The sequence below is a fragment of the Pseudomonas sp. PDM25 genome (genome assembly GCF_019219045.1).
GTDB lineage: Bacteria > Pseudomonadota > Gammaproteobacteria > Pseudomonadales > Pseudomonadaceae > Aquipseudomonas.
The window spans coordinates 119,791-145,476 of sequence record NZ_JAHUWL010000012.1 but is presented as its reverse complement, the minus strand read 5'-3'; the positions used below and the strand labels follow the sequence as shown (position 1 = coordinate 145,476).

The following is a 25,686-nucleotide window of genomic DNA, read 5'->3' as shown; positions in this document are numbered from 1 at the left end:
GGCGTGTCTCCGGGTGGTCCCGGTTATCCGTCTGTCGAGGCTGCTGAAATATAGAGAGACAAGCTTTCAGCAGCCTTACAGACCGGGTTGTGAATAGCTGACGCCGGAATCGTGGTCCGGCGTCGGTTTTTGCTTTTTATCGTGTAGTACTTAGTGCACCAGCATGCCGGTGAACCAGTAGGCCTGAGCCAGGGTGATCAAACCGACGATCGTTGCAAAGAACAGGCTGTGCTTGAGGGTGAAACGGAACAGATCCGACTCCTTGCCCACCAGACCGGTCGCGGCGCAGGCGACGGCGATCGATTGTGGCGAGATCATCTTGCCGGTCACGCCACCGCTGGTGTTCGCCGCAACCAGCAATACATCGTTGACGCCGATCTGGTGCGCAGTGGTCGCTTGCAGCGAACTGAACAGTGCGTTGGACGAGGTATCGGAACCGGTCAGGAACACACCCAGCCAGCCGAGGAACGGCGAGAAGAACGGGAAGGCTGCGCCGGTGCCTGCCAGAACCAGCGCCATGGTCGAGGACATGCCCGAGTAGTTAGTGACGAAGGCAAAGGCGAGCACCATACCGATGGACAGAATCGGCCAGCGCAGCTCGTAGAAGGTCTCTTTCAAAGTGGTAAGACCAGTTTTGACATTGATCTTCAGTATCAGCATCGAGATCAGCGCGGAGAAGAAAATCGCCGTGCCGGTCGCGGAAATCGGGTCGAGTTTGAACACCGCCGGGATGGCGGTCGGGGCGGCCACGATCGGTGCGACCTTGATCACCATTTGGTCCAGGTGCGGGATTGCGAAGTTGAACACCCAGCTGTACATCGACCCGCCAGCGGCAAACATCGCCTTGAAGGGTTTCAAGGTCCAGATGGTCACCAGCACGGTGAGGATCAGGAACGGTGACCAGGCTTTGAGGATTTCACCGAAGCTGTAGGGCGAAGCCACGGTGCTGCGCGGCAGGCCGAAACCGCCAGCGCTGGCGCTCACCACAGACGCCGAGACGGCACCGACGATGTGTTGGCCTGCGGCGCGTTTGGGTTGCCAGACTTTCAGGAACAGTGTCAGGGAAATCAGGCTGACCAGGGCCGAGGTGATGTCCGGCAGTTCCGGGCCGATGAAGTTCGACGTGAAATATTGGGTGATGGCAAAGCTCAAGCCGGCCACCAGTGCTGCGGGCCAGGTTTCGCGAACGCCGCGCAGGCCATCCATCATGAACACCAGCCAGAACGGCACAAACAGCGACAGCAACGGCAGTTGGCGGCCCGTCATGGCGCCGATCTTGAACGCGTCGATACCCGTAACCTGCCCGGCGACAATGATCGGAATCCCCAGAGCGCCGAAGGCAACCGGTGCGGTGTTGGCGATCAGGCACAGACCCGCGGCGTACAACGGGTTGAAGCCCAGTCCTACCAACAGTGCGGCGGTAATCGCGACCGGCGCACCGAAACCGGCGGCACCTTCCAGGAAGGCGCCGAAGCAGAAGCCGATCAGCAGCACTTGCAGGCGCTGGTCGTCGGTAATCGACAGCACCGAGCTGCGGATCACTTCGAACTGACCACTCTTGACCGTCAGTTTGTAGAGGAATACCGCCGCCACGATGATCCATGCAATCGGCCACAGGCCGTAGGCGAAGCCATAGCCGGCGGCGGCGAAGGCCATGTCGACGGGCATCTGGAAGGCGAAGATCGCCACGGCAATGGACAAGGCCAGCGTGATGCTCCCGGCCACGTGTCCTTTGAGTCGGAACACGGCCAATGCCAGGAAGAAAAACACGATGGGGATAACGGCTGCGAGCGCGGACACGCCGAGACTGCCGAGCGGAGAATAGAGCTGTTGCCAGGTTTGCATATGGGGTGGCCCCTAATTGTTGTTGGTCAGGCACTGGTCAGCGTTCTTGGATAATTGGTAATACCAATTTACAATCGCTGTTGGCTAGGGTAAAAGCGTTGTAGGCGGCGTGTCAATTTGCCGCCCTAAAACTTTTGTCGAATGCGCGGTGCAGAAGTCATTTGGTCCGCTCGACCAAATGCCGTCTGGCAGGTGCTGACACAGCCCTGATAGGCCAGAATAGACACCCCGGCGAGCCGTCGGGATCGTGGAGAAATGAGTTATGGGGTTTGATCAGATTCGTCAGCGCCGTTTGTCTGACGATATTGTCGAGCAGCTCGAGGGGATGATTCTCGAGGGCACACTGAAGGCGGGTGAGCGCTTGCCGGCCGAACGCGCGTTGGCTGAGCAGTTCGGCGTGTCACGCCCCTCGTTGCGCGAAGCGATTCAGAAACTGGCGGCCAAAGGCTTGCTGGTCAGTCGCCAGGGAGGGGGCAATTATGTGGTGGAGTCGCTGGGGTCAACCTTCAGTGATCCGTTGCTGCATCTGCTGGAAAGCAACCCTGAAGCGCAGCGCGATCTGCTGGAATTTCGTCACACCCTGGAAGCCTCCTGTGCCTATTACGCAGCCATGCGTGCTACGGACGTTGATCGCGAGCGATTGACCGCGGCCTTCAACGAATTGCAGGACTGCTATACGCGTCACGACGAGGTAAGTCGGGCGGAAGAGGGCGCGGCGGATGCGAAATTCCACCTGGCCATTGCTGAGGCCAGTCACAACGCGGTGTTGCTGCACACCATTCGCGGGTTGTTCGATCTGCTCAAGCGTAACGTGGTGACCAACATCGGCGGGATGTACAAGCAGCGTACGGAAACCCGCGACATGCTGATCACGCAGCACCGGGAGTTGTACCTGGCGATTATTGAAGGAAGGGCCGAGCAGGCGCGGGAAGTCTCCAGTCGACACATTTTGTATGTGCAGGAAGTGCTGGAAGAAGTGCGTCAGGAAGTACAGCGCATGGCTCGGGCGGAGCGGCGCAAGGGGATGTAGTCAGTAAGTACTGTGGTGATTGTGCGATCGCCTTCGCGAGCAAGCCCGCTCCCACATTAGATCGATGTCCAGGCATCAATTTATGTCCAGACAAGGTCCAGTGTGGGAGCGGGCTTGCTCGCGAAGGCGGCTTCGGGCAGAAGGAAAATTAATCTTCCTTGCCCTTGTTGCGCACCGCGCGCTGCAACTCGCGACCGGCGTCGCGTTCGCGTTCGGTATCACGCTTGTCGTATTCCTTCTTGCCTTTACCCAGAGCGATCTCGCACTTGACCATGTGCTTGCTCCAGTACCAGGACAGGCACACACAGGCGTAACCTTTTTGCTGCACGGCCGTGGCCAGTTTTTCCAGCTCGCGCCGGTTGAGCAGCAACTTTCGGGTGCGGGTCGGATCAGCGATGACGTGGGTGCTGGCGGTCATCAGTGGCGTAATGTGGCTGCCGAGCAGCCAGGCTTCGCCATCCTTGAGCAGTACGTAACTGTCAACCAGTTGCAGCTTGCTTGCCCGCAGACTTTTTACTTCCCAGCCGGCCAGGACCAGACCAGCCTCGAACTTATGCTCGATGAAGTAATCGTGTCGCGCCTTTTTATTTTGCGCGATGGTCCCTGTTGGGTGTTTCTTCTGTTTAGCCATAGGGGCGGCATTATAGGGAGTTGCAAGCGAGTCGGCTACGGTATCGCTACGTGCTTGAGCAGGTTGATTGAATCCCGGACAATGCGGCCTCTTTTTTGAACGCTTGGGCGTGATAACGATGTCGACAGACAAGGTTTCTGTCCACGGCAGTTGGGCTAGCCGCTGGGTCTTCATACTCGCCGCGACCGGTTCGGCCGTGGGCCTGGGTAGTATCTGGAAATTCCCGTACATGGTCGGTGTCTACGGTGGTGGCGCCTTTGTGCTGATGTTCCTGGCCTGTATCGCGCTGATCGGTGTGCCGGTCATGCTGGCCGAAACCTTGATCGGCCGTCGTGCACGTCAAAGCCCGGCCAACGCCTTGAAGGTTTTGGCGCTGGAAGCCGGGCACTCGGGTAAATGGTCCTGGGGCGCATTCGCCGGGATGATCACGGCGTTGCTGATCCTGTCTTTCTATAGTGTGGTGGGCGGCTGGTCGCTGGATTACATCATCGATATGGGCCGTGGCGACTTCCAGGGTGCAACGCCCGACCAGGTTGGCGCTTACTTCGGCAATGTGATCGCTGATCCGTGGCGCCTGACACTTTGGCACACGATTTTCATGCTGCTGTCGGCCGTGGTGATCGCCAAAGGCGTGGTCGCGGGGCTGGAACGCAGCTTGCGAATCATGATGCCGCTGCTGTTTGTGATGGTGATTGTTCTGTTGGGTTACAGCATGACGACCGGGCATTTCATGGAAGGCGTGCATTTCATGTTCGACTTCCACCCGGAAAAAGTACTCGACGGCTTGCTGCCAGCCATGGGGCACGCGTTCTTTTCGCTGAGCGTGGGTGTCGGTTCGATCATGATCTACGGCGCTTATATGCCAAAGAACTCGTCGATTTCCGGCACCATCGTTGGCGTGGCACTGCTCGATACCTTCGTTTCCCTGGTGGCCGGTCTGGCATTGTTTCCGATTGTGTTCGCTGGCGGTTTGAACCCAAGCGAAGGTCCTGGCTTGATGTTCGTCAGCCTGCCCTTTGCGTTTGGTAACGTAGCGTTCGGCCAGTTGATGGGCGTAGTGTTCTTCGTGCTCGTAGCGATTGCAGCCTGGAGTTCGGCGATTTCCCTGCTTGAGCCGATGGTGGCTTACCTGGTTGAACGCACGAAAGTCAGCCGCGCCTGGGTGACTTTTTGGCTGGCCTTCATTTGCTGGTTTGTCGGTCTGGGCACGGTGTTTTCCTTCAATATCTGGAAGGAAGCCAAATTTTTCGTGAACGAAGGCGGGATTTTCCACCTCTATCAATGGGGCGCGGCCGGTGGCCTGGACTTCTTTGGTGTGATCGATTTCTTCACCTCGCGGATCATGTTGCCACTCGGTGGTTTGTGTTTCGTGGTGTTTGCAGGCTGGGTGATGGGCCGTGAAGCGGTACGCGACGAATTGTCGATCCGCAACCCTGCGTTGTTCGCCCTGTCCTTGTTCTTGATGCGCTATGTGGCGCCCATCGGCATTCTCGTAGTATTTGCCGCCCAGCTGTGGAAGTGACGCTGACATGACGACACACATTCAACGTTCGGCCCTGCTGCCGTATCCGGCGCAAGCGCTGTATGACCTGGTCAACGACGTGGCGCGTTACCCGGAATTTCTGCCGTGGTGCTCAACGGCGGAAGTCCTGGAGAGTTCTCCTGAGCATATGCGCGCTAGCGTCGGCGTGGCCAAGGGTGGCCTCAGCCAGCATTTCGTGACACGCAACACACTGGTGCCCGGGCATTCGATCGAGATGAACCTCGAGGAAGGCCCGTTCAATCAGTTGCATGGTGTCTGGGTGTTCAAGCCGTTGGGCGAGAAAGCCTGCAAGATCAGCCTGGACCTGTCGTTTGATTACGCCGGACCGATTGTCCGCGCGACCCTGGGGCCGTTGTTCAATCAGGCGGCCAATACGCTGGTGGATGCCTTCTGCCAGCGCGCCAAGCAGATGCATGGTTGAGGCCATGATCGACGTTGAGGTGGTGTATGCCGCCATAGATCGTCAGGTGCTTCTCTTGGTGACGGTTCCAGCAGGAGCAACCGTGCGGGCTGCTTTGCTGGCATCAGGCATTGGCGAGGCGTTTTCGGAGCTGGATCTGGCCAGTTGCCCGGTGGGGATCTTCGGTAAAGTGATCGCTGATCCGGACAAGTATCCTGTCCAGGCTGGAGATCGCATTGAGATATACCGGCCATTGCTGGCTGATCCGAAAGAAGTTCGTCGGTTGCGCGCAGCCAAGGCTGCTGAGGCCAAAAACCGGAGTCAGTGACTCGCTCAAATGCTGGACAATAAAAAACCCGGACATGCCGGGTTTTTTATTGCGTCGCAAATTATTGCGGCGAGGTTTCCAAAGGTTCTGGAGTCGGGACTGGAACGGTTTCTACACCGTCGACATCCTTCTGGATCTGGTCCAGCAACGAACCTGGCTTGACCGGTTTTTCTGGTTTCGGCTTCTCGGCGTTTTCTGTTGGCGCAGCAACTGTAGTGCCGCTGTCCTTGCCGAGAATGGCTTCGTCGCGGCTCACGCCTGGCATGAAATCACCAGAGAGGCTGACAAGCTGGTCATTTGGGTTGAAGATAACGCTAATGCGTTCCTGTTGGCGTTCGCCGCCACCCGGTTGCAGGCTGTACAGATAATCCCAGCGATCGGCATGGAACGTGTCAGTCAACAGAGGGTTGCCCATGATAAACCGTACTTGCTTGCGGGTCATTCCCGGGCGTAACTGGTCTATCATGTCCTGCGTGACGACATTGCCCTGCTGGATGTCGATTTTGTAAACCCCGGGGAATGAACAACCGGCGAGTGCGAGCAGTCCCACAAAGGTGAAACTGGTTAGCAAGAGCTTGGTGTTTTGCATCGGTGGGCGACTTCCACTATCTTGGCTGGGACAACGTAAACGCCGATCATACCCGCATTAAGAGAAGCTGCGAAGCAGCATCGCGAGAAAGCTGACCATGGTTGAAAATAGCGAACTACGCAAAGCCGGCCTCAAAGTGACCCTTCCACGGGTCAAGATTCTGCAAATGCTCGATTCCGCCGAGCAACGCCACATGAGTGCCGAGGACGTCTACAAGGCGCTGATGGAGGCTGGTGAGGACGTCGGTTTGGCCACGGTTTACCGTGTTCTGACCCAGTTCGAGGCAGCTGGCCTTGTGGTGCGGCACAACTTCGACGGAGGCCATGCGGTCTTCGAGCTGGACGACGGCAAGCATCACGACCATATGGTCAACGTCGAGACCAGTGAAGTGATCGAATTCTTCGACGAAGAAATCGAGCGACTGCAGAAGGCAATCGTCGACAAGTATGGCTTCGAGATGGTTGATCACAATCTTGTGCTGTACGTGCGCAAGAAAAAGTAAGCATGTCGCGCGAACTTAAGGTTCGCGAAACGAGCGAAGGCGACCCCAGGGTCGCCTTCGTGCTTTCTGCCGTTCTTAAATTTTGGCGGTGACGACCATTTTCCTGGCGTGAGCCAGAGATTCCTTTGTAAGGTCGATGCCTCCCAGCATTCGCGCCACTTCTTCGACACGATCGTTCTTGCTCAACTTGGCGACGGCTGTGTGAGTGGCATCTTCGCCGCGCACTTTGTGTACGAATAGATGTTGATGTCCCTGCGCAGCTACTTGCGGCAAGTGAGTTACCGTCAATACCTGCCCGCGCTCCCCAAGTCGACGCAGCAATTGGCCCACGATTTCGGCGGTCGGACCGCCAATGCCCACGTCCACTTCGTCGAACACCAGGGTCGGTACGCGGGAGGTCTGCGCGGTGATCACTTGAATCGCCAGGCTGATCCGTGACAATTCGCCGCCGGATGCCACTTTTGCCAGCGCTTTCAAAGGTTGGCCCGGGTTAGCACTCACCAGCAGCTCTACCTGCTCAAGACCATTGGGTAGCAGTTCATCACTACTATTGGGGCGCAGCTCGATAGTGAAGCGCCCACCAGGCATGCCCAGTCGCTGGATTTCATGCTCCACGGCGCTGGCCAGGCTGTTCGAGGCCTGATGGCGCAAATCGCTGAGCTCGCGAGCCTTTTCCTGATAGTGACGGGCATAAGAGGCCAGTTCATCGCTTAATCGCTCGATGGATTCGTCGTTGGCATTCAGGGTTTCGATTTCATCCAGCAAGCGCTGCTGCATCTCGGCCACTTCGGTGGGCTGGATGCGGTGTTTGCGCGCCATGGTATAGATCGCATCAAGGCGTTCTTCCAGGTATTGAAGACGCGCCGGATCGGCATCGAAGTTATCAAGGAAGCGGTTCAGTTCTCCCACGGCTTCTTCGACCTGGATCTGTGCACTGGTCAGCAGGCTGCTGGCTTCGCCCAGGGCTCCAATCGAATTGTTGACGCTCGAAAGGCGATTGAGGCTGGCGGTGAGGGCGTTCAGCACATTCCCGGAATCACTTTCGCTGCATTGTTCGACCACTTGCCGGCAAATGCCCAGCAGGGTTTCGGCGTTGGTCAGGTTCTTGTGTTCCTGCTCCAGCTGCTCCAGCTCACTTTCGCCGAGGCCGAGGTTTTCCAGCTCTTCGAGTTGATAACTGAGCAATTGATGGCGAGCACGTTGCTCATCGCCGGAATTGGAAAGGCGTTCCAACTCCTGGCGGGTCTGGCGCCAGCGTTGGGCGGCCAGGTGTACCTGGCGGGCAAGGTCTGTTGCACCCGCGTACTCGTCGAGCAGGCGGCGGTGCGTGTCGGTCTTGAGCAGGGATTGATGTTCATGCTGGCTGTGGATATCGATCAGCAGTTCACCCAGAGCCTTGAGGTCGCCGAGGGGGCAGGGCGTGCCGTTGATGTAGCCACGTGAGCGCCCTTCGGCGGTGATCACCCGGCGCAGAATGCACGGGCCGTCGCTCTCCAGGTCACGCTCGGCCAGCCAGGCACTGGCTTCCGGGATATCGACCAAATCGAAGGTTGCCAGGATATCGGCCTTGTCGGCACCGGGACGGACCACGCCGCTGTCGGCGCGATCGCCCAGGGTCAGGCCGAGGGCGTCGAGCATGATCGACTTGCCGGCGCCGGTTTCCCCGGTGATCACGCTCATTCCGCGATCGAGTTCGAGATCGAGATGTTCAACGATGGCGTAGTTATGTACGGACAGGTGCACCAGCATAAAGGCCGCTCCCAGGCTTTAGGTCTGGTTATTTATACAGTGTTTTGTTTCTGGCTGACAATGCCCTCCCTTAGCTCGATTTGCTTGATCCGACGAAATCCTTAGTGCACCAGGGAATGACAATGCAGCTGTTTTTTGTAGGGTTAATAAATAAGCGCCCCTTGAAGCTGAATTTTGCGGCCCCATATAGCTGGGCAGAAGCGCGAGTTGAGCTCGCGGACGATATTGAAAGGAGAAATCTATGGCTGACGAACAGACAGTGGATACGCAAAATCTAGACGCCGATCAGGCTGCCCAGGTCTCGGGTGATGAACTGGCGGCTCGTGTTCAAGTGCTCGAAGAGCAATTGGCTGGCGCTCATGATCAGGCTTTGCGTGTAGCGGCTGATCTGCAGAACGTCCGCCGTCGCGCCGAGCAGGATGTAGAAAAGGCTCACAAGTTCGCACTGGAGAAATTCGCCGGTGACTTGTTGCCGATCATCGACAGCCTGGAGCGCGGTCTGGAGTTGTCCAGCCCGGACGATGAAAGCATTCGTCCAATGCGCGAAGGCATCGAGCTGACCCTGAAAATGTTCCAGGACACCCTGAAGCGTTATCACCTGGAAGCGATCGATCCGCATGGCGAACCATTCAACGCCGTTCAGCATCAGGCAATGGCCATGCAGGAAAGCGCCGACGTCGAGCCGAACAGCGTGCTCAAGGTGTTCCAGAAGGGCTATCAGCTCAACGGTCGCCTGCTGCGCCCGGCCATGGTCGTGGTCAGCAAGGCGCCGGCACCGGTTTCGCCTTCGATTGACGAGCAGGCTTGAAATTAGCCGCAAGGCCCCCATTTAGAAGTCAAGCGTTTAAGTGCTACCGCAGATAGCCACCACTGCTGCGGCAACCAAATCCAAAGTTTCGGGAGAGTGAACATGGGCAAAATTATCGGTATCGACCTGGGGACTACCAACTCCTGCGTCTCCGTGCTTGAAAACGGCGTAGCCAAAGTTATTGAAAACGCTGAAGGCACGCGTACCACGCCGTCGATCATCGCTTACGCCAACGATGGCGAAATCCTCGTTGGTCAATCGGCCAAGCGTCAGGCTGTGACCAATCCGCACAACACCCTGTATGCGGTGAAGCGTCTGATCGGTCGTAAGTTCGACGAAGAAGTCGTACAGAAAGACATCAAGATGGTCCCGTACAAAATCGCCAAGGCTGATAACGGCGATGCGTGGGTTGAAGTGAACGGCCAGAAAATGTCGCCGCCACAAATCTCGGCTGAAATTCTGAAGAAAATGAAGAAGACCGCCGAAGACTACCTCGGCGAGCCAGTGACCGAAGCGGTAATCACCGTTCCGGCGTACTTCAACGACAGCCAGCGTCAAGCCACCAAAGACGCCGGCCGCATTGCGGGCCTGGACGTAAAACGTATCATCAACGAACCAACCGCAGCCGCTCTGGCTTACGGTATGGACAAGGCGAAGGGCGATCACACCGTGATCGTTTACGACTTGGGCGGCGGTACTTTCGACGTTTCCGTGATCGAAATCGCTGAAGTCGATGGCGAGCACCAGTTCGAAGTTCTGGCCACCAACGGTGACACGTTCCTGGGCGGTGAAGACTTTGACATTCGTCTGATCGACTACCTCGTTGACGAATTCAAGAAAGAAAGCGGCATGAACCTTAAGGGTGATCCGCTGGCCATGCAGCGCCTGAAAGAAGCCGCTGAAAAAGCCAAGATCGAACTGTCTTCGAGCAATTCGACCGACGTGAACCTGCCGTACATCACTGCAGACGCCACCGGTCCTAAGCACTTGAACGTGAAAATCTCCCGCGCCAAGCTCGAAGCGCTGGTAGAAGACCTGGTTCAGCGCACCATCGAACCTTGCCGCATCGCTCTGAAAGACTCTGGCATCGACATTGGCGCCATCAACGACGTGATCCTGGTCGGCGGTCAGACCCGTATGCCACTGGTTCAGAAGCTGGTGACCGAGTTCTTCGGTAAAGAAGCGCGTAAAGATGTGAACCCGGACGAAGCCGTTGCCATGGGTGCTGCTATCCAGGGCGCAGTATTGGCCGGTGACGTGAAAGACGTTCTGCTGCTGGACGTTAGCCCGCTGACCCTGGGTATCGAAACCATGGGTGGCGTGATGACCGCGCTGATCGAGAAAAACACCACGATTCCTACCAAGAAATCGCAAGTGTTCTCGACTGCCGACGACAACCAGGGCGCTGTGACCATTCACGTGTTGCAAGGTGAGCGTAAGCAAGCCGCTCAGAACAAGTCTTTGGGCAAGTTCGACCTGGCCGAGATTCCACCAGCTCCACGTGGCGTGCCACAAATTGAAGTGACCTTCGACATCGACGCCAACGGCATTCTGCACGTAGGCGCCAAAGACAAGGCTACCGGCAAGACTCAGTCGATCGTGATCAAGGCCAACTCCGGTCTGTCCGAGGAAGAGATTCAGCAGATGATTCGCGATGCTGAAGCCAACGTCGACGCAGATCGCCAGTTCGAAGAGCTGGCAACCGCTCGCAACCAGGGCGATGCGCTGGTTCACTCGACTCGCAAAATGGTCGCAGACGCTGGCGATAAAGTGACTGCTGAAGAGAAGACTGCAATCGAAGCTGCTGTTGTTGCGCTGGAAGCCGCTGTCAAAGGCGACGACAAGGCCGCGATCGAAGCCAAGGTTGAAGAACTGTCGAAAGTCTCCGCTCCAGTGGCGCAGAAGATGTACGCCGAGCAGGCTCAACCTGCTGAAGGTGCTGCACCGCAAGGCGAATCGGCTGAGAAGGCTGACGACGTCGTCGACGCTGAGTTCGAAGAAGTCAAAGACCACAAGTAAGTTGTTGGTCGGCCGGTTGACTGCCTTTAGGCGGTGACTGGTAGGATGTCGCCGCGCGGGGGCTTGCTCCCGCGTTGGCGTGTCTGGAGTTAGCGAATTTTTACAGCATGCGACAAAGGCGGAGTGAGTGGCTTGTTCGTTAGAGCAAGTTCGGATGCCTGGGCACCATAGCCAAGGCGCTGCGACGACTCATAGCTCGCTATGGGGAGGAGCGGCAACGCAGGGTTTGGTGTTCAGGCGCCGGAATTGCCTAACGAACAAGCCATTCAGTCCGCCCCCGTGTTGGCGGTATGGCCGGGAATGCTCCTGCTTTTCGAGCCGAAAGTACCGCATTGAATCAAAGACCAGGATCGTTGAATTGACGTGAGTTGGGTCCGGGCCTGTATTGGGGCTCAACGAGTTTGGCAAGGCTCAGGAGAGGTTTGCCGAACGTCCTTAAGAGTGCAAAGACTTATGGCAAAGCGTGACTATTACGAAGTGTTGGGTGTTGAGCGTGGCTCAAGCGAAGCAGACCTGAAAAAGGCCTACCGCCGCCTGGCGATGAAGCACCATCCAGACCGTAATCCCGATGACAAAGCGTCGGAAGATATGTTCAAGGAGGCCAACGAGGCCTACGAAGTCCTGTCCGACTCCAGCAAGCGAGCGGCGTACGACCAGTACGGTCATGCCGGTGTCGACCCAAGCATGGGTGGCGGCGGTGCCGGGTTTGGCGGTCAGAACTTCTCCGACATTTTTGGTGATGTCTTCAGTGACTTCTTCGGCGGCGGTCGCGGCGGTTCTCGTGGCGGCGCTCAGCGCGGCAGCGACCTGCGTTACACCCTGGAACTGAATCTGGAAGAAGCGGTGCGCGGTACGACCGTGAATATCCGTGTTCCGACATTGGTCAACTGCAAGCCGTGCGACGGTTCGGGTGCCAAGAAAGGCTCCTCGCCGATCACTTGCCCGACGTGTGGCGGTATCGGTCAAGTCCGTATGCAGCAGGGCTTTTTCTCGGTGCAGCAGACATGCCCGCGCTGCCATGGCCAGGGCAAGATCATTTCCGATCCTTGCGACTCGTGCGACGGTCAAGGTCGTGTCGAAGAGTACAAAACCCTCTCGGTGAAAGTGCCGGCTGGCGTTGATATCGGTGATCGAATTCGTCTGTCCGGCGAAGGCGAGGCGGGGGCTCAGGGTGGTCCGACTGGCGACCTTTACGTGGTGATCAACGTGCGTGAGCACGCGATCTTCCAGCGCGACGGCAAGCACCTGTTCTGCGAAGTGCCAATCAGCTTTGTCGATGCTGCGCTGGGTGGCGAGCTGGAGATTCCGACCCTTGATGGTCGAGTCAAACTGAAAATCCCTGAAGGCACTCAGACCGGCAAGCAGTTCCGTGTTCGCGGCAAGGGCGTTGCACCAGTGCGCGGCGGCGGTGCTGGTGACTTGATGTGTCGTGTGGCGGTCGAAACCCCGGTCAACCTGGGTCGTCGTCAGCGCGAATTGCTGGAAGAGTTCCGCAGTTCGCTGGCGGACGACAACAGCCATTCGCCTAAAACCACGGGTTGGTTCGAAGGCGTGAAGCGCTTCTTCGGCGATTTGTAAGGAGTCGGCATGCGACGTATAGCTGTGATGGGCGCTGCCGGGCGCATGGGCAAGATTCTGGTCGAGGCGGTGCAGCAACGCGCGCCGCTGACCGGGCTGACGGCAGCCATCGTACGCCCTGGCAGTACGCTGATTGGCGTGGACGCTGGTGAGCTGGCCTCGCTGGGACGTATCGGCGTTCCACTGTCCGGCAATCTGGACGCGGTGGCAGATGAGTTCGACGTGCTGATCGACTTCACGCTCCCGGAAGTCATGCTGAAAAACCTGGCGTTCTGCCGTAAGGCGGGCAAGGCCATGGTGATCGGCACGACTGGGCTGGACGCCGCGCAGAAGCAGCTGCTGGCCGAGGCCGGCAAGGATATTCCGATCGTGTTCGCCGCCAATTTCAGTGTCGGTGTAAACCTGTCGCTGAAGCTGCTCGACATGGCTGCTCGTGTGCTGGGTGATGACGCGGATATCGAGATCATCGAGGCTCATCATCGGCACAAGATCGATGCGCCTTCAGGTACGGCTCTGCGTATGGGTGAAGTCATCGCAAGCGCCCTGGATCGTGATCTGCAGAAGGTCGCGGTGTATGGTCGCGAAGGTCATACCGGTGTTCGCGAGCGTGAAACGATCGGCTTTGCCACTGTTCGCGGTGGTGATGTGGTTGGCGATCATACGGTGCTGTTCGCCTGTGAGGGTGAGCGCCTGGAGATCACGCATAAAGCGTCCAGTCGCATGACCTTCGCCAAGGGCGCGGTACGTGCTGCGTTGTGGCTGGATGGTCGTGAGCCGGGTCTTTACGACATGCAAGACGTACTCGATCTGCGTTAAGATGCGCCCGAAATCGGGTTCAAATCGTGAGTTTGAGCCCGGTTTTACTCCGCCAAGCGACGTCCTGTCGCATTCCCCGGCCTTTAAGGCTCATTGGCGGTAGACCAAAAATGCCTTTTTCTGTAAGCTACAGCTTTAGTGTGTCCACTAAAAGCGCGCAGAATTATTCGGTGAAGAAGCGGGGTGACGTGTCCATACGTCACTCCGCTTTTTTACAACCTGCGATCGCCCTTTCAGGCTTTATTTACGGGAGGTCTTCTTGACTAAGCCAGCCATACTCGCCCTTGCTGATGGCAGCATTTTTCGCGGCGAAGCCATTGGAGCCGACGGTCAAACCGTTGGTGAGGTGGTGTTCAACACCGCCATGACCGGCTATCAGGAAATCCTTACCGATCCTTCCTACGCCCAACAGATTGTTACCCTGACTTACCCGCACATCGGCAACACCGGCACCACGCCGGAAGACGCCGAGTCCAACCAAGTCTGGTCCGCTGGCCTGGTCATTCGTGACCTGCCGCTGGTTGCGAGCAACTGGCGTAACACGATGTCTCTGTCCGACTACCTGAAAGCCAACAACGTTGTGGCAATCGCCGGTATCGACACTCGCCGCCTGACGCGCATCCTGCGTGAAAAAGGCGCGCAGAACGGCTGCATCATGGCCGGTGACAACATTTCCGAAGAAGCCGCCATCGCCGCCGCCCAGGGTTTCCCTGGCCTCAAAGGCATGGACCTGGCGAAAGTCGTCAGCACCAAAGAGAAGTACGAGTGGCGCTCGACTGTCTGGGATTTGAAAACCGACAGCCACGCGACTATCGAAGCCTCCGAGCTGCCGTACCACGTGGTTGCCTACGACTACGGCGTCAAGCTGAACATCCTGCGCATGCTGGTCGAGCGCGGTTGCCGCGTGACCGTAGTGCCTGCACAGACACCAGCAGCTGAAGCGCTGGCATTGAAGCCGGACGGCGTGTTCCTGTCCAACGGCCCTGGTGATCCGGAGCCTTGCGACTACGCGATCCAGGCGATCAAAGACGTGCTGGAAACCGATATTCCGGTGTTCGGTATCTGCCTCGGTCACCAACTGCTGGCCCTGGCCTCCGGCGCCAAGACCCTGAAAATGGGTCACGGTCACCACGGTGCCAACCACCCGGTCCAGGATCTGGATACCGGTGTGGTGATGATCACCAGCCAGAACCACGGTTTTGCGGTAGACGAAGCAACCTTGCCAGCCAACGTCCGGGCGATTCACAAATCGCTGTTCGACGGCACCCTGCAAGGTATCGAGCTTACCGACAAGAGCGCCTTCAGCTTCCAGGGTCACCCTGAAGCCAGCCCTGGCCCGAACGACGTAGCACCACTGTTTGATCGCTTCATCAATGAAATGGCCAAGCGACGCTAATCGCTCGCCGTGATGTAGCAAAGCTTGGGGGCGGTCCCGACACCGGTGGCCCCCTCAAGACTTCAAAGATTGAACAAGACGGCTTGCCGACTGACCTGCGGATTTGAGTGACAAACCCATGCCAAAACGTACAGACATTAAAAGCATCCTGATTCTCGGCGCTGGCCCTATCGTGATCGGCCAGGCCTGCGAATTCGACTACTCCGGCGCCCAGGCCTGTAAAGCCCTGCGCGAGGAGGGTTACCGCGTCATCCTGGTGAACTCCAACCCAGCGACCATCATGACCGACCCGGACATGGCCGACGCTACGTACATCGAGCCGATCAAGTGGCAGACCGTTGCCAAGATCATCGAGAAAGAGCGCCCGGACGCGCTGCTGCCAACCATGGGTGGCCAGACCGCTCTGAACTGCGCACTGGACCTGGAGCGCGAAGGCGTTCTGGAGAAGTTCGGCGTAGAGATGATCGGCGCCAACGCTGACACCATCGACAAGGCTGAAGACCGTTCGCGCTTCGACAAGGCGATGAAATCCATCGGCCTGGACTGCCCGCGTTCGGGTATCGCCCACAGCATGGAAGAGGCCAACGCGGTCCTCGAGAAGCTCGGCTTCCCGTGCATCATCCGTCCGTCTTTCACCATGGGCGGCACCGGTGGCGGTATCGCTTACAACCGTGAAGAGTTCGAAGAAATCTGCGCCCGCGGTCTCGACCTGTCGCCGACCAAAGAGCTGCTGATCGATGAATCCCTGATCGGCTGGAAAGAATATGAGATGGAGGTTGTCCGCGATAAGAAGGACAACTGCATCATCGTCTGCTCGATCGAAAACTTTGACCCGATGGGCGTGCACACCGGTGACTCGATCACCGTTGCTCCGGCACAAACCCTGACGGACAAGGAATACCAGATCATGCGTAACGCCTCGTTGGCGGTACTGCGTGAGATCGGCGTGGAAACCGGAGGCTCCAACGTTCAGTTCGGCATCTGCCCGGACACCGGCCGTATGGTCGTGATCGAGATGAACCCGCGTGTATCCCGCTCTTCGGCACTGGCCTCGAAAGCCACAGGTTTCCCGATTGCGCGTATCGCCGCCAAGCTGGCGATCGGCTACACCCTGGACGAGCTGCAGAACGAAATCACCGGCGGCGCTACTCCCGCATCTTTCGAGCCGTCCATCGACTACGTCGTCACCAAGCTGCCACGCTTCGCCTTCGAGAAATTCCCGAAAGCCGACGCACGCCTGACCACTCAAATGAAGTCGGTCGGTGAAGTCATGGCCATCGGCCGGACGTTCCAGGAATCTCTGCAGAAAGCCCTGCGCGGTCTGGAAGTGGGTGTTTGCGGTCTGGACGAGAAGCTCGACCTGAGCAACCCGGAAAGCATGAGCGTGCTCAAGCGCGAACTGACCGTGCCGGGTGCCGAGCGTATCTGGTACGTGGCTGACGCCTTCCGCGCCGGCCTGTCGGTCGAAGACATCTTCGGCATGAACATGATCGATCCGTGGTTCCTGGTGCAGATCGAAGATCTGATCAAGGAAGAAGAGAAGGTCAAGACCCTGGGTCTGGCCAGCATCGACCGCGACTTGATGTTCCGCCTCAAGCGCAAAGGCTTCTCCGACATGCGTCTGGCCAAGCTGCTGGGCGTGACCGAGAAAGCCCTGCGTCGCCACCGTCACAAGCTGGAGATCTTCCCGGTCTACAAGCGCGTTGACACCTGCGCAGCCGAGTTCGCCACCGACACCGCCTACATGTACTCGACTTACGAGGAAGAGTGCGAAGCCGCACCATCGGGCCGCGACAAGATCATGATCCTCGGCGGCGGTCCAAACCGTATCGGCCAGGGCATCGAGTTCGACTACTGCTGCGTACACGCGGCACTGGCCCTGCGCGAAGACGGTTACGAGACCATCATGGTCAACTGCAACCCGGAAACCGTTTCCACCGACTACGACACCTCCGATCGCCTGTACTTCGAGCCAGTGACCCTGGAAGACGTGCTGGAAATCTGCCGCGTCGAGAAGCCAAAAGGCGTGATCGTCCAGTACGGCGGCCAAACCCCGCTGAAACTGGCGCGTGCCCTGGAAGAAGCTGGCGTGCCGATCATCGGCACCAGCCCTGACGCAATTGACCGTGCCGAAGACCGTGAGCGCTTCCAGCAAATGGTTGAGCGCCTGAACCTGCGTCAGCCGCCAAACGCCACCGTGCGCAGCGAAGACGAAGCGATTCGTGCCGCCACCAAGATCGGTTACCCGCTGGTGGTGCGTCCGTCCTACGTATTGGGCGGCCGTGCGATGGAAATCGTCTACGAAGAAGAAGAGCTCAAGCGCTACCTGCGCGATGCGGTGAAAGTGTCCAACGACAGCCCGGTGCTGCTCGACCACTTCCTCAACTGCGCCATCGAAATGGACGTGGATGCGGTCTGCGACGGCACCGACGTGGTGATCGGCGCGATCATGCAGCACATCGAGCAGGCTGGCGTTCACTCCGGTGACTCCGCATGCTCCCTGCCGCCGTACTCGCTGCCTGCACACATCCAGGACGAGATGCGCGAACAGGTCAAGAAAATGGCCCTGGAACTGGGCGTTGTCGGCCTGATGAACGTTCAGTTGGCGCTGCAAGGCGAAGACATCTACGTCATCGAAGTCAACCCGCGCGCTTCCCGTACCGTACCGTTCGTGTCCAAGTGCATCGGTGTTTCCCTGGCAATGATCGCGGCTCGCGTGATGGCCGGTAAGACCCTGAAGGAAATCGGCTTCACCAAAGAAATCATTCCGAACTTCTACAGTGTGAAAGAGGCGGTGTTCCCATTCGCCAAATTCCCTGGCGTGGACCCGATCCTGGGCCCAGAGATGAAGTCCACCGGTGAAGTGATGGGCGTGGGCGACACCTTTGGCGAAGCATTCGCCAAGGCCCAGATGGGCGCCAGCGAAGTGCTGCCGACCGGCGGTACTGCGTTCATCAGCGTGCGTGACGACGACAAGCCACTGGTTGCAGGCGTGGCCCGAGATCTGATCAACTTGGGTTTCGAAGTGGTCGCCACTGCCGGTACTGCCAAGCTGATCGAAGCCGCAGGCCTGAAAGTGCGTCGTGTGAACAAGGTGACCGAAGGTCGTCCGCACGTGGTCGACATGATCAAGAACGACGAAGTCACTCTGATCATCAACACCACCGAAGGCCGTCAGTCGATCGCTGATTCCTATTCCATTCGTCGTAATGCCTTGCAGCACAAGATTTACTGCACCACAACTATTGCTGCTGGCGAAGCTATCTGCGAAGCGCTGAAGTTCGGTCCCGAGAAGACCGTGCGCCGCTTGCAGGATCTACACGCAGGATTGAAGGCATGATCAAGTACCCAATGACCGTCAAGGGCGCAAAGGCCCTGGAAGAAGAACACACTCACCTGACCAAGGTCGTCCGCCCGAAGCTCAGCCAGGACATCGGCACGGCCCGCGAGTTGGGTGACTTGAAGGAAAACGCCGAATACCACGCTGCTCGTGAGCAGCAAGGTATGGTTGAGGCGCGGATTCGTGACATTGAAGGCCGGATTCAGAATCAGGTCATCATTGATGTCACGACCATTCCTCACACCGGTAAAGTGATTTTCGGTACCACCGTTGAAATCGCCAATGTCGAGACTGACGAGCGCGTCACTTACCACATCGTGGGTGAGGATGAGGCTGACTTCAAACTCGGCAAGATTTCGGTCGGCTCGCCACTGGCCCGCGCCTTGATAGCCAAGGAAGAGGGTGATGTGGTTGCCGTGAAAACGCCTGGCGGCGTTATCGAGTACGAGATTGTCGAAGTACGCCACATCTAAACGCAGGCGCCCGCTACGTGCGGGTGCCATGCTTTGGCAGCTGACTCAGATGTTGTGGGTCGGCGGCCTGTGGCTGTTGCACATTGGTCTGCTGCCGGTGCTGGGCCGAATTGGTTTGGCACCGCTGCTGATCGACGAAATTGCAGGCATGCTTGATGCGCTGATGGTGGGGTTCGCCGCAGCGTGTGTGATTTTTCAGGCTTTGGTGCTGGTTCAGGCCGAGGGCCTTGCCAGTCTATGGCGCGATATTCGCGGGCAACTGCTGATGATGGCGCTGTATGCGTGTGCGATGTATGTCGCGGTGCGTATCGGCTGGCCGGATGCCGTGCGTTGGCAGGTGTTCAGCTATCTTGTTCTGGGGTTTTCCGGGCTGGTGCTGGTGTTGCAACCGGTGCCTGGATGGAGTGGCGGGGTGCGCGAAGCACACCCTTGACCCTTGTCATCACTTGAAGCGATGAACGTTCGACAGCTGCTTGTTGACGCTGAAGTTCTTGCGGTAAATCAGTGCCATCTTGCCGATGACCTGAACCAGGTCCGCTTTGCCGACCTTGCACAGTTCTGCAATGTTCGCCAGGCGCGACTCGCGATCGAGGATGTTGAGCTTGATTTTAATCAGCTCGTGATCCGCCAAAGCGCGTTCAAGTTCGGCTAACACACCTTCAGTCAAACCGTTGTCAGCCACAGTCAAAACTGGTTTCAGATGGTGGCCAATGGATTTGTACTGTTTCTTCTGCTCTTGAGTGAGCGGCATAATCTGACCCCTGCGTCTGATCTTGTAAAAAGCGGCGGCCAGTTTACCCGAGCGAGTACGGGACCGCCCAGTTAATCACGACCCGTTTTATTTTCGAGGTGGCCCGTGGCCCGTTCCAAGACAAGCCTTAAGTGGCTGCAAAGACATGTCAATGATCCCTATGTGAAGCAGGCGCAGAAGGATGGTTACCGCTCGCGTGCGAGTTACAAGCTTCTGGAGGTCCAGGAGAAATACAAGCTGATCCGTCCGGGTATGAGTGTTGTCGACCTGGGTGCGGCGCCCGGCGGCTGGTCGCAGGTCACTAGTCGGCTGATCGGTGGTCAGGGGCGTCTGATCGCCTCGGACATCCTGGAAATGGACAGCATTCCGGACGTGACTTTCATCCAGGGTGACTTCACCCAGGACGAAGTGCTCGCTCAGATCCTTGAAGCCGTGGGTAATTCGCAGGTGGACCTTGTGATTTCCGATATGGCCCCCAATATGAGTGGTACGCCTGAGGTGGACATGCCAAAAGCCATGTTTCTATGTGAGCTGGCTCTTGATCTGGCGGCCCGGATACTCAAGCCGGGTGGTAATTTCGTGATCAAGGTGTTTCAGGGCGAAGGGTTTGATGCTTACGTGAAGGACGCTCGTCAGAAATTCGACAAGGTCCAGATGATCAAGCCGGACTCTTCCCGTGGCAGTTCCCGCGAGCAATACATGCTGGCTTGGGGCTACCGCGGCCGTAGTGAGTAAATCGAGGTTTTTTTGCGGGTCGATAGGATTTTCGTATTTCGCCCCGTGAGCATTAGCGAATATTGTGTAGAAAGTGTTTCACAAAGGGTTACAGACGGCGCCTGCCAGAGTCGTAGGTAATGTAGTAAGTTAGGCCGGTGAATATCATGCGAAGCGCGCGCCATTAGCGGAGCTTGCTTCAGAGGGTAGTTAATTGAACGATATGGCAAAGAATCTGATCCTGTGGTTGATCATCGCGGCTGTCCTGGTGACAGTGATGAACAACTTCTCCAGCCCTAATGAGCCGCAGACCCTCAACTATTCCGACTTCATCCAGCAGGTCAAGGATGGCAAGGTCGAGCGCGTAGCAGTTGACGGCTACGTGATTACCGGCAAACGCAACGATGGCGACAGCTTCAAGACCATTCGTCCGGCCATCCAGGACAACGGTCTGATCGGCGACCTCGTGGACAACCATGTCGTAGTCGAAGGCAAGCAGCCTGAACAGCAAAGCATCTGGACTCAGCTCCTGGTCGCAAGCTTCCCGATCCTGGTGATCATCGCCGTATTCATGTTCTTCATGCGGCAGATGCAGGGCGGCGGCGGTGGAAAGGGCGGGCCAATGAGCTTCGGCAAGAGCAAGGCGCGCCTGCTCTCCGAAGATCAGGTGAAAACCACCTTGGGTGACGTTGCCGGTTGCGACGAAGCCAAGGAAGAGGTTGGTGAGTTGGTCGAGTTCCTGCGTGATCCGGGCAAATTCCAGCGTCTGGGCGGTCGCATTCCTCGCGGCGTGCTGATGGTGGGTCCTCCGGGTACCGGTAAAACCTTGCTGGCCAAGGCCATTGCCGGCGAAGCCAAAGTGCCGTTCTTCACCATTTCCGGTTCTGACTTCGTCGAAATGTTCGTCGGTGTCGGTGCCAGCCGTGTTCGCGACATGTTTGAACAGGCCAAGAAACACGCTCCATGCATTATCTTCATCGATGAAATCGACGCCGTCGGTCGCCACCGTGGCGCCGGCATGGGTGGCGGTCACGACGAGCGCGAGCAGACACTCAACCAGTTGCTGGTAGAGATGGACGGCTTTGAAATGAATGACGGCATTATCGTCATCGCTGCAACCAACCGTCCGGACGTACTGGACCCTGCGTTGCTGCGTCCGGGCCGTTTCGACCGTCAGGTTGTCGTCGGTCTGCCGGATATCCGTGGTCGCGAACAGATTCTCAAGGTCCACATGCGAAAAGTGCCAATGGGTGACGATGTCGCTCCGGCTGTGATCGCTCGTGGTACCCCTGGTTTTTCCGGTGCTGACCTGGCTAACCTGGTGAACGAAGCGTCGTTGTTCGCGGCCCGTGCCGGCAAGCGCATCGTCGAAATGAAAGAGTTCGAATTGGCCAAAGACAAGATCATGATGGGCGCCGAGCGCAAATCCATGGTCATGTCCGAGAAAGAGAAGCAGAACACCGCTTATCACGAAGCAGGTCACGCAATTGTTGGTCGTGTCGTGCCTGAGCATGATCCGGTCTACAAGGTGTCTATCATTCCTCGCGGTCGTGCGCTGGGTGTGACCATGTTCCTGCCGGAAGAAGATCGCTACAGCCTGTCCAAGCGTGCGTTGATCAGCCAGATCTGCTCGTTGTACGGCGGCCGTATTGCTGAAGAGATGACCCTGGGCTTCGATGGTGTGACCACCGGTGCGTCCAACGACATCATGCGTGCCAGCCAGATTGCACGGAACATGGTAACCAAGTGGGGCTTGTCGGAAAAACTCGGTCCGTTGATGTACGCAGAAGAAGAGGGTGAAGTGTTCCTCGGTCGCGGCGGTGGCGGTCAGGGTGCAAGCTTCTCCGGTGAGACCGCCAAGTTGATCGACTCCGAAGTGCGCAGCATCATTGATCAGTGCTACGGCACAGCCAAGCAGATCCTCACCGATAACCGTGACAAGCTCGACGCCATGGCTGATGCCTTGATGAAGTACGAAACGATCGATGCTGATCAGATCGACGACATCATGGCGGGGCGTACGCCTCGTGAGCCTCGCGACTGGTCGGGCGGCACCGGTACCTCCGGAACGCCTCCGGTGGTACAGGATCCGCGTCCGGAAACACCGATCGGCGGTCCGGCTGCTGACGTTTAAGGTTTGAAATGACTTCTGTTCAGTCCTCGACCCGGTTGCCTTGCGGCAATCGGGTTCTTGATTTAGCCCTGACGCACGTCATGGGTATTCTCAATGTCACTCCCGATTCCTTCTCTGATGGCGGCCAATATAGCCAGCTCGATGCGGCTTTGCGCCACGCTGAGGCTATGGTGGCGGCTGGCGCGACGTTGATTGATGTCGGTGGCGAATCGACCCGGCCGGGTGCCAGGGTGGTTTCACCGCTGGAAGAGCTTGAGCGCGTAGCTCCGGTCGTCGAGCGAATTCACCGAGAGCTGGATGTCATTATCTCGGTCGACACTTCCACGCCAGCTGTGATGCGCGAAGCCGCACGACTTGGCGCTGGGTTGATCAATGACGTGCGCTCGCTGCGGCGCGATGGCGCTCTGGATGCGGCCGCAGCCACTGGCCTGCCAGTCTGTCTGATGCATATGCTCGGTGAGCCGGGCGACATGCAGGACAATCCGCAGTATCAGGACGTCACGAAAGAGGTGGGCGAGTTCCTCGCTGAGCGCATGGCGCAGTGTGCGTCGGTAGGAATTACAGCGGACCGGGTCATCCTTGATCCGGGCTTTGGCTTCGCAAAAACCTTGCAGCACAATCTAAGCTTGTTCAAGCATATGGAAGCCTTGCATGCCTTGGGGCGGCCCCTGTTGGTCGGGGTTTCGCGAAAGAGCATGATAGGTCAGGCGTTGAATCGCCCGGTCGGAGAGCGCCTGTATGGCGGTCTGGCGCTCGCAGCGCTGGCTTCGGCCAAGGGGGCGCGTATATTGCGCGTCCATGATGTGGCCGAAACCGTCGATGTGGTGCGAATGATCGCCGCAGTGGAATCAGCCGAATAAGAATGATGGAGTACTTATGACTAAGAAATACTTTGGCACCGACGGCATTCGTGGTCGGGTCGGCGAATATCCGATTACTCCTGACTTCATGCTCAAGCTCGGCTGGGCTGCTGGTATGGCGTTCCGCAAAATGGGCGCCTGCAAGGTATTGGTGGGCAAGGACACTCGGATCTCTGGCTATATGTTCGAATCTGCGCTCGAGGCCGGACTTACTTCAGCAGGTGCCGATGTCATGCTTCTGGGGCCGATGCCGACACCGGCCATTGCCTACCTGACGCGTACCTTCCAGGCCGAAGCGGGCATCGTGATCAGTGCCTCGCACAACCCTCACGATGACAATGGCATCAAGTTTTTCTCCGGGAAGGGCACCAAGCTTCCTGATGAAGTCGAACATATGATCGAAGAGTTGCTCGACACCCCGATGACCGTGGTTGAGTCGAGCAAGATCGGCAAGGTATCGCGCATCAACGATGCTTCAGGCCGTTATATCGAATTCTGCAAAAGCAGCGTCCCGACCGGCACTAGCTTCGCGGGCATGAAGATCGTGATCGACTGCGCTCATGGCGCGACCTACAAGGTGGCGCCTAGTGTATTCCGTGAGCTGGGGGCCGATGTCGTTGTACTTTCTGCTCATCCTAACGGCCTGAACATCAATGAAAATTGCGGTTCGACCCATATGGAGCCGCTGCAAGCTGCCGTATTGGCCGAGCATGCTGATTTGGGTATCGCCTTTGACGGTGATGGTGATCGGGTTCAGATGGTCGATCATACCGGTGCTGTCGTCGACGGTGATGAGTTGCTGTTTATCATTGCTCGCGACCTGCATGTGCAAGGCAAGTTGCAGGGGGGGGTGGTCGGTACGCTGATGAGTAACCTGGGGTTGGAGCTCGCCCTGGCGGATCTGGCAATTCCTTTTGTGCGGGCTAATGTTGGCGACCGGTATGTAATCTCCGAGTTGCTGGAGCGCGATTGGCTGGTGGGTGGTGAAAATTCGGGCCACATTGTCTGCTTTAACCACACCACCACCGGTGACGCGATCATTGCTGCATTGCAGGTTTTGATGGCGTTGAAGGCCCGCTCCGAGGGGTTGGCGCAATCGCGTCAGGCGCTGCGCAAGTGCCCACAGGTGCTGATCAATGTGCGATTCGGCGGCGGCGCGAGCCCCCTCGATCATCCTGCGGTCAAAGAGGCCAGCGAGCGCGTTACCCAGGCCATGGCTGGTCGTGGGCGCGTGCTGTTGCGCAAGTCCGGGACGGAGCCGCTGGTGCGGGTCATGGTCGAAGGCGAGGACGAAACACAGGTTCGCGGCTACGCCGAAGAGCTGGCAAAACTGGTTACTGAAGTTTCTGCCTGATTTCGGCTTGCCAGCCTTGATTGTGTTGGGTAACATCTGCGCCCACTTTGACCGACGAGGTACAGCATGCGTCGCCCTATGGTAGCTGGTAACTGGAAGATGCACGGTACCCGCGCCAGCGTCGCTGAGCTGATCAATGGCCTTCGTCATCTGGCCTTGCCGAGCGATGTTGATGTAGCGGTATTCCCGCCTTGCTTGCATATCAATCAAGTGATTGATGGCCTGGAAGGAAAGTCGATTTCGGTCGGCGCGCAGAATTCTGCGGTGGAGTCCATGCAAGGTGCATTGACCGGTGAGATTTCGCCGAGTCAGTTGGTGGATGCAGGTTGTTCCCTGGTGCTTGTCGGGCACTCCGAGCGCCGCCAGATAATGGGCGAGCAGGACGGAATGCTGATTCGCAAGTTCGCAGCGGCACAGGCATGTGGCTTGATTCCGGTGTTGTGCGTAGGGGAAACCCTTGAAGAGCGCGAAGCTGGAAAAACTCTTGAGGTTGTCGGGCGTCAGCTAGGCAGTATCATTGAGGAGCTCGGTGTTGGTGCTTTTGCAAAGGCAGTAATCGCTTACGAGCCGGTCTGGGCCATTGGTACCGGGCTGACTGCTTCGCCGCAACAGGCGCAGGATGTGCATGCAGCCATTCGCGCTCAGTTGGCGGCAGAGAATTCTGAGGTCGCACAAGGTGTGCGGCTTCTATACGGCGGCAGCGTGAAGGCGGCCAATGCGGTCGAACTGTTCGGCATGCCGGATATCGATGGGGGGCTCATTGGTGGGGCTTCCCTGAATGCAGATGAGTTCGGTGCGATTTGTCGCGCCGCGGGAAACTGAAAAA

Annotated in this window: 23 protein-coding genes; 18 read left to right on the top strand and 5 right to left on the bottom strand. The window is 57.8% G+C overall.

Features of this window, described 5'->3' with window-relative positions; translation table 11 throughout:
• Positions 1-150: 150 nt before the first annotated feature.
• Positions 151-1,845 (bottom strand): lactate permease LctP family transporter, encoded by a 1,695-nt coding sequence (locus KW848_RS22450; RefSeq protein ID WP_192410111.1) that lies wholly within the window; start codon positions 1,843-1,845, stop codon positions 151-153.
• A gap of 262 nt (positions 1,846-2,107) precedes the next feature.
• Between KW848_RS22450 and KW848_RS22445 the strand changes: the two genes are divergently transcribed.
• Positions 2,108-2,875 (top strand): GntR family transcriptional regulator, encoded by a 768-nt coding sequence (locus KW848_RS22445; RefSeq protein ID WP_008149047.1) that lies wholly within the window; start codon positions 2,108-2,110, stop codon positions 2,873-2,875.
• Positions 2,876-3,023: 148 nt separating this feature from the next.
• On the opposite strand, the gene smpB is transcribed toward KW848_RS22445, so the two are convergent.
• Positions 3,024-3,506 (bottom strand): SsrA-binding protein SmpB, encoded by a 483-nt coding sequence (gene smpB / locus KW848_RS22440; protein WP_008149046.1) that lies wholly within the window; start codon positions 3,504-3,506, stop codon positions 3,024-3,026.
• 118 nt (positions 3,507-3,624) lie between these two features.
• Here smpB and KW848_RS22435 point away from each other — a divergent pair, with 118 nt between their 5' ends.
• From KW848_RS22435 to KW848_RS22425, 3 genes are read left to right on the top strand one after another with little or no spacing between them, the layout of a single operon-like run.
• Complete coding sequence (locus KW848_RS22435) at positions 3,625-5,028, top strand: sodium-dependent transporter (RefSeq protein WP_218538068.1); 1,404 nt, start codon at positions 3,625-3,627, stop codon at positions 5,026-5,028.
• Positions 5,029-5,035: 7 nt separating this feature from the next.
• Positions 5,036-5,470, top strand: a complete 435-nt coding sequence (locus tag KW848_RS22430; RefSeq protein WP_008149044.1) for a type II toxin-antitoxin system RatA family toxin — start codon at positions 5,036-5,038, stop codon at positions 5,468-5,470.
• Positions 5,463-5,777 carry an RnfH family protein gene (locus KW848_RS22425; protein WP_218538067.1) on the top strand — a complete coding sequence of 105 codons (315 nt, stop codon included), beginning with the start codon at positions 5,463-5,465 and terminating at the stop codon, positions 5,775-5,777. Before KW848_RS22430 ends, KW848_RS22425 begins: the two co-directional genes overlap by 8 nt.
• A 61-nt stretch (positions 5,778-5,838) precedes the next feature.
• Here KW848_RS22425 and KW848_RS22420 read toward each other — a convergent pair whose 3' ends face one another.
• Positions 5,839-6,366 (bottom strand): outer membrane protein assembly factor BamE, encoded by a 528-nt coding sequence (locus KW848_RS22420; RefSeq protein WP_033058138.1) that lies wholly within the window; start codon positions 6,364-6,366, stop codon positions 5,839-5,841.
• A 97-nt stretch (positions 6,367-6,463) separates the two neighbouring features.
• Between KW848_RS22420 and fur the strand changes: the two genes are divergently transcribed.
• A complete protein-coding gene (gene fur, locus KW848_RS22415; RefSeq protein WP_003197684.1) occupies positions 6,464-6,868 on the top strand; it encodes a ferric iron uptake transcriptional regulator in 405 nt (134 codons plus the stop codon).
• 75 nt (positions 6,869-6,943) lie between these two features.
• On the opposite strand, the gene recN is transcribed toward fur, so the two are convergent.
• Positions 6,944-8,617 (bottom strand): DNA repair protein RecN, encoded by a 1,674-nt coding sequence (gene recN, locus KW848_RS22410; protein ID WP_192410113.1) that lies wholly within the window; start codon positions 8,615-8,617, stop codon positions 6,944-6,946.
• Positions 8,618-8,858: 241 nt separating this feature from the next.
• Here recN and grpE point away from each other — a divergent pair, with 241 nt between their 5' ends.
• From grpE to KW848_RS22370, 8 genes are all read left to right on the top strand, one after another.
• A complete protein-coding gene (gene grpE, locus KW848_RS22405) occupies positions 8,859-9,425 on the top strand; it encodes a nucleotide exchange factor GrpE (protein WP_111450471.1) in 567 nt (188 codons plus the stop codon).
• Between the two features lie 102 nt (positions 9,426-9,527).
• On the top strand, positions 9,528-11,444 hold the full coding sequence (dnaK, locus tag KW848_RS22400; RefSeq protein WP_008149038.1) for a molecular chaperone DnaK: 1,917 nt from the start codon (positions 9,528-9,530) through the stop codon (positions 11,442-11,444).
• Positions 11,445-11,897: 453 nt separating this feature from the next.
• Positions 11,898-13,022: a molecular chaperone DnaJ gene (gene dnaJ / locus KW848_RS22395; RefSeq protein ID WP_218538066.1), complete on the top strand. Its 1,125-nt coding sequence runs from the start codon at positions 11,898-11,900 to the stop codon at positions 13,020-13,022.
• 9 nt (positions 13,023-13,031) lie between these two features.
• Entirely contained in the window at positions 13,032-13,838 is an 807-nt protein-coding gene (dapB, locus tag KW848_RS22390) for a 4-hydroxy-tetrahydrodipicolinate reductase (protein WP_192410114.1), read from the top strand.
• 259 nt (positions 13,839-14,097) lie between these two features.
• Positions 14,098-15,234 (top strand): glutamine-hydrolyzing carbamoyl-phosphate synthase small subunit, encoded by a 1,137-nt coding sequence (gene carA, locus KW848_RS22385; RefSeq protein WP_123365215.1) that lies wholly within the window; start codon positions 14,098-14,100, stop codon positions 15,232-15,234.
• Between the two features lie 118 nt (positions 15,235-15,352).
• Entirely contained in the window at positions 15,353-18,574 is a 3,222-nt protein-coding gene (gene carB / locus KW848_RS22380; RefSeq protein WP_192410115.1) for a carbamoyl-phosphate synthase large subunit, read from the top strand.
• Complete coding sequence (gene greA / locus KW848_RS22375) at positions 18,571-19,047, top strand: transcription elongation factor GreA (RefSeq protein ID WP_007933522.1); 477 nt, start codon at positions 18,571-18,573, stop codon at positions 19,045-19,047. Before carB ends, greA begins: the two co-directional genes overlap by 4 nt.
• 28 nt (positions 19,048-19,075) lie before the next feature.
• Positions 19,076-19,480, top strand: a complete 405-nt coding sequence (locus KW848_RS22370; protein ID WP_218538065.1) for an MFS transporter — start codon at positions 19,076-19,078, stop codon at positions 19,478-19,480.
• 9 nt (positions 19,481-19,489) lie between these two features.
• Here the strand turns inward: KW848_RS22370 and KW848_RS22365 are convergent, their stop codons facing one another.
• Positions 19,490-19,798 (bottom strand): YhbY family RNA-binding protein, encoded by a 309-nt coding sequence (locus KW848_RS22365; protein ID WP_008005472.1) that lies wholly within the window; start codon positions 19,796-19,798, stop codon positions 19,490-19,492.
• Positions 19,799-19,903: 105 nt separating this feature from the next.
• On the opposite strand from KW848_RS22365, the gene rlmE reads away from it, so the two are divergent.
• The 5 genes from rlmE (at position 19,904) to tpiA (ending at position 25,682) form a co-directional block, all read left to right on the top strand.
• The gene (gene rlmE / locus KW848_RS22360) at positions 19,904-20,533 is read left to right on the top strand and encodes a 23S rRNA (uridine(2552)-2'-O)-methyltransferase RlmE (RefSeq protein ID WP_008005470.1); all 630 of its coding nucleotides are present in this window, start codon (positions 19,904-19,906) and stop codon (positions 20,531-20,533) included.
• Positions 20,534-20,735: 202 nt separating this feature from the next.
• On the top strand, positions 20,736-22,646 hold the full coding sequence (gene ftsH / locus KW848_RS22355) for an ATP-dependent zinc metalloprotease FtsH (RefSeq protein WP_218538064.1): 1,911 nt from the start codon (positions 20,736-20,738) through the stop codon (positions 22,644-22,646).
• Positions 22,647-22,654: 8 nt separating this feature from the next.
• A complete protein-coding gene (gene folP / locus KW848_RS22350; RefSeq protein WP_192410117.1) occupies positions 22,655-23,506 on the top strand; it encodes a dihydropteroate synthase in 852 nt (283 codons plus the stop codon).
• 16 nt (positions 23,507-23,522) lie between these two features.
• Positions 23,523-24,860 carry a phosphoglucosamine mutase gene (gene glmM, locus KW848_RS22345; protein ID WP_111450463.1) on the top strand — a complete coding sequence of 446 codons (1,338 nt, stop codon included), beginning with the start codon at positions 23,523-23,525 and terminating at the stop codon, positions 24,858-24,860.
• A 66-nt stretch (positions 24,861-24,926) separates the two neighbouring features.
• Positions 24,927-25,682 carry a triose-phosphate isomerase gene (gene tpiA / locus KW848_RS22340; RefSeq protein ID WP_192410118.1) on the top strand — a complete coding sequence of 252 codons (756 nt, stop codon included), beginning with the start codon at positions 24,927-24,929 and terminating at the stop codon, positions 25,680-25,682.
• Positions 25,683-25,686: the final 4 nt, after the last annotated feature.